The following is a 3461-nucleotide window of genomic DNA, read 5'->3' on the forward strand; positions in this document are numbered from 1 at the left end:
GGCCCAGGGTGACTTCGGCGGTGCGGTAGCCCTCGGTGCCGCTGGCCACCAGTGGAAACGCTGAAAGCACCTGTGCGGCCTTGCGCAGGTCCGGCTCGTCCAGCTGGCGTACCGGGCGGTCGGGCAGCCAGTGCTCGCACAGGCGCTGCGCCAGCCGCTTGGGCAGCACATCGCCCAGCACCGTGCGCAGTTCCGCGGCGGGGCGTTCGCGTTTCATCTGGCGCAGCCATTCGGCGGCATCCTGGCCGGGCAGCAGATCCAGCGACAGCGCGTCGCCGGGCTGCCAGAACGAGGAAATCTGCAGGATGGCCGGGCCACTGACGCCACGATGGGTCAGCAGCATGAAGTTGCGGAAGCGGGTGCCGTTGCTGCTGGCCTCGACCGGCAGGGCGACGCCGCTGAGCTCGGCCAGGCGCTCCTGGTGGGTGCCGCTGAGGGTCAACGGCACCAGGCCGGCGCGGGTGGGCAGCACCTGGTGGCCGAACTGGCGCGCGATCTCATAGCCGAATCCGGTTGCACCCAGGCTGGGAATGGACAGGCCGCCGGTGGCGACCACCAGCGAGGCGCAATGGAACAGGCCGTGCGTGGTGTGCACGCGGAAGCCGTCAGTGCCGTGCTCGATGCGCTCCACGCTGCACTGCGTGCGGATCTGCACGCCGGCCTGCTGGCATTCGTCCACCAGCATCTTCACGATCTGCTTGGACGAGACATCGCAGAACAGCTGGCCCAGYKYCTTCTCGTGRWAGGCGATGCCGTGGCGCTCGACCATCTCGATGAAGTGGTAGGGCGAGTAACGCGCCAGTGCCGACTTGCAGAAATGCGGATTGKCSGACAGGAAGTTGGCCGGGGTGGTGCCGGTGTTGGTGAAGTTGCAGCGGCCACCGCCGGACATCAGGATCTTCTTGCCGATCTTGTTGGCGTGGTCGATCACCTGCACATGCCGGCCTCGCTGGCCCGCCGTGATCGCGGTCATCAGCCCGGCAGCGCCGGCACCGATCACCAGCACGTCGCAGCGGATCGTGCTCATGCCTTGGCGCGCTTTCGCCAGTTGGGGATCACGTCCAGCTGCATCTGATCGTTGAGCAGCTGAACTTCGGCGTCCTGGATCAGCACGCTCCAGCGCATCGCACGCTGGATCTGCTGGCCCCACAGATCGACGAAGCCGCCGTCCAGATCGACCACCGACAGGTTGTCGAAGCGGGCCAGGCCCTTGCCCTGCTTCTGCCACCAGATGTCCGATGCATTGCCGCCGTAGTTGACCACCTGCACCTGCCGGCTGCGGTTGCTGGCCTTGCGGATGCGCGACTCGTCCGGATGGCCGAGGTCGATCCACTGCAGGATGTCGCCGGTGTAGTCGTGTTCCCACAGGTCCGGCTCGTCGTCGGTGCTCAGGCCGCGACCGAATTCCAGGCGGTCGCCAGCGTTCAGCGCGAAGGCGAGCAGGCGCACCATCAGGCGTTCGTCGGTTTCGGACGGATGCTGGGCCAGGGTCAGGTTGTGGGTCGCGTAGTAGCCGCGATCCATGTCGCTGATCTGCAGTTCGGCCTTGCGGATGGTGGCGGTGAGGGCCATGAAGATCCAGAGGGGTAAAGACCGTCAATGATAGAGGTTTGCCCCGGGGGTGTCCGGTATGGGGGTGTCGGCAGGGCCTGATCGGTGGCACGCTGGCCGCCCTGRTGCTTCTGGCGTGTCCTGTCGTATGTCCCTTTCACGTCCGCGCCGTCTGCAGAGCGATGGCGCCCCGATCGCGCCATGACCACGCCCAGCCGACTGCAGCTGCCGCCCGGTGACTGGAATTCCCTGCTGGACGGCCTGTGCGCGCGCTTCCCGCGCATCGACCGGCTGCAATGGGAGAGTCGCTTCGCACGCGGGCGGATACAGGACGCACAGGGCAGGGCGCTGGCACCGGACATGCCGTGGCAGGTGGGACTGGAGATACGCTACTTCCGTGAAGTGGCCGATGAGCCGGTGATTCCCTTCGAAGAGAACATCCTTCATCACGACGCGCACCTGCTGGTGGCCGACAAGCCGCACTTCCTGCCGACTGCGCCGGCCGGCGCATTTGTGCGCCAGACCCTGCTGGCGCGCCTGGTCGAGCGCACCGGCAACGCCGACCTGGTGCCATTGCACCGGCTGGACCGGCTGACGGCCGGCCTGGTGCTGTTTTCCACCCAGCCGCAAACGCGCGACGCGTACCAGAGGCTGTTTCGTGAGCGCCGCATCGAGAAGACCTACGAGGCGCTGGCGCCGGCCATGCCGGACCTGCGGTTTCCGCTGGAGCGGCATAGCCGGCTGCAGCCGGGGGAACCGTTCTTCCGTATGGCTGAAGTTCCCGGCGAGCCGAATGCGCTGACCCGTGTCGAGGTCATTGAGGCGCACGGTCCGGTCTGGCGCTACCGGCTTGCGCCCGAATCCGGGCGCAAGCATCAGCTGCGCGTCCATATGGCCGCGCTCGGGGCGCCGATCCTGGGGGACGAGCTCTATCCGCAGCTGCACGTGCGGCCAGAGGGTGTGGCCGAGCCGCCGTTGCAGCTGCTGGCGCAGGCGTTGGCCTTCGATGATCCGTTGACCGGCCAGCGACGCAGCTTCCGCAGCACGCGCACCTTGTGCGTTCCCGGCTGACGCACAGCCGGATTCACCTGCCCGGGCGTCGCGCCAGCCAGCGGTCCAGCTCGGCAGCGAACAACTGGCGGTCACGCGCGCCGAGGGGCGGTGGCCCGCCGGTCTGGACGCCAGCGCCACGCAGTTCTTCCATGAAATTGCGCATCGACAGCCGCTCGGCCATGTTGTTGGGGGTGTACAGCTGGCCGCGCGGGTTCAGGGCCACGCCCTTCTTCTCCAGCACTAGGGCCGCCAAGGGGATGTCCTGGGTGACCACCAGGTCGCCGGCGGCCACCCGCTCGACAATGGCGCTGTCAGCCACATCCAGTCCCTGCGGAACCTGGATGGAGCGCAGCCAGCGCGAAGGCGGGGTGCGGATCCACTGGTTGGCGACCAGGGTCAGCTCCACGCCGACCCGTTCAGCTGCGCGGAACAGGATGTCGCGGATGACAACAGGGCACGCGTCTGCGTCCACCCAGATGCGGGGGAGCAGGGGTTCAGCTCGGGTTTCAGCTTCAGTCATTTACCCAGTGTAGGGTAGGAAAAACCTGAATGGGGACCCGGGTTTAGCCTCGATCTGGTGCAACCCCTTGCCCTGTCTAGGGGCGGGCCGTTTGACGCTGAATATCATGGCTATCGCTTTTTGCTCAAAACACGCGTATCGTCTGGCCCACTGTGTTTGCTAGGGTCACCGTGAATCGTGGCCTGGTGCAGTTGATCTCACGATCCGCTCATCGATCCGCTTTACCAACGCCTGCAACTCAGTCTCGGCCCCGATACCCGGTGGCTGCGATTTTTTTCAACATGTGTTTCAGGAGTTAGTAAATATGTCTGATCGTCAGACCGGCACTGTCAAGTGG

Annotated in this window: 4 protein-coding genes; 1 reads left to right on the forward strand and 3 read right to left on the reverse strand. The window is 66.1% G+C overall.

What is annotated here, in order from left to right:
- Both AC1VAN_RS15505 and AC1VAN_RS15510 read right to left on the reverse strand, forming a co-directional pair.
- A partial coding sequence (locus AC1VAN_RS15505) for a BaiN/RdsA family NAD(P)/FAD-dependent oxidoreductase (RefSeq protein ID WP_480986138.1) occupies nt 1–1027 on the reverse strand: 1027 nt, incomplete at its 3' end.
- On the reverse strand, nt 1024–1572 hold the full coding sequence (locus tag AC1VAN_RS15510; protein WP_025875114.1) for a YaeQ family protein: 549 nt from the start codon (nt 1570–1572) through the stop codon (nt 1024–1026). The genes AC1VAN_RS15505 and AC1VAN_RS15510, both read right to left, overlap by 4 nt.
- A gap of 180 nt (nt 1573–1752) precedes the next feature.
- Here AC1VAN_RS15510 and AC1VAN_RS15515 point away from each other — a divergent pair, with 180 nt between their 5' ends.
- Complete coding sequence (locus tag AC1VAN_RS15515) at nt 1753–2622, forward strand: pseudouridine synthase (protein ID WP_313115391.1); 870 nt, start codon at nt 1753–1755, stop codon at nt 2620–2622.
- A 13-nt stretch (nt 2623–2635) separates the two neighbouring features.
- On the opposite strand, the gene AC1VAN_RS15520 is transcribed toward AC1VAN_RS15515, so the two are convergent.
- A complete protein-coding gene (locus tag AC1VAN_RS15520; protein ID WP_127563463.1) occupies nt 2636–3124 on the reverse strand; it encodes a YaiI/YqxD family protein in 489 nt (162 codons plus the stop codon).
- Nucleotides 3125–3461 lie beyond the last annotated feature (337 nt).

This window comes from Stenotrophomonas sp. 05L44_2, assembly GCF_056665995.1.

Excerpts from the sequence above, each read along its gene's own strand:
- AC1VAN_RS15510 (WP_025875114.1), bottom strand. The coding sequence starts at position 1,572 with ATGGCCCTCACCGCCACCATCCGCAAGGCCGAACTGCAGATCAGCGAC.
- AC1VAN_RS15515 (WP_313115391.1), top strand. The coding sequence starts at position 1,753 with ATGACCACGCCCAGCCGACTGCAGCTGCCGCCCGGTGACTGGAATTCC.
- AC1VAN_RS15520 (WP_127563463.1), bottom strand. The coding sequence starts at position 3,124 with ATGACTGAAGCTGAAACCCGAGCTGAACCCCTGCTCCCCCGCATCTGG.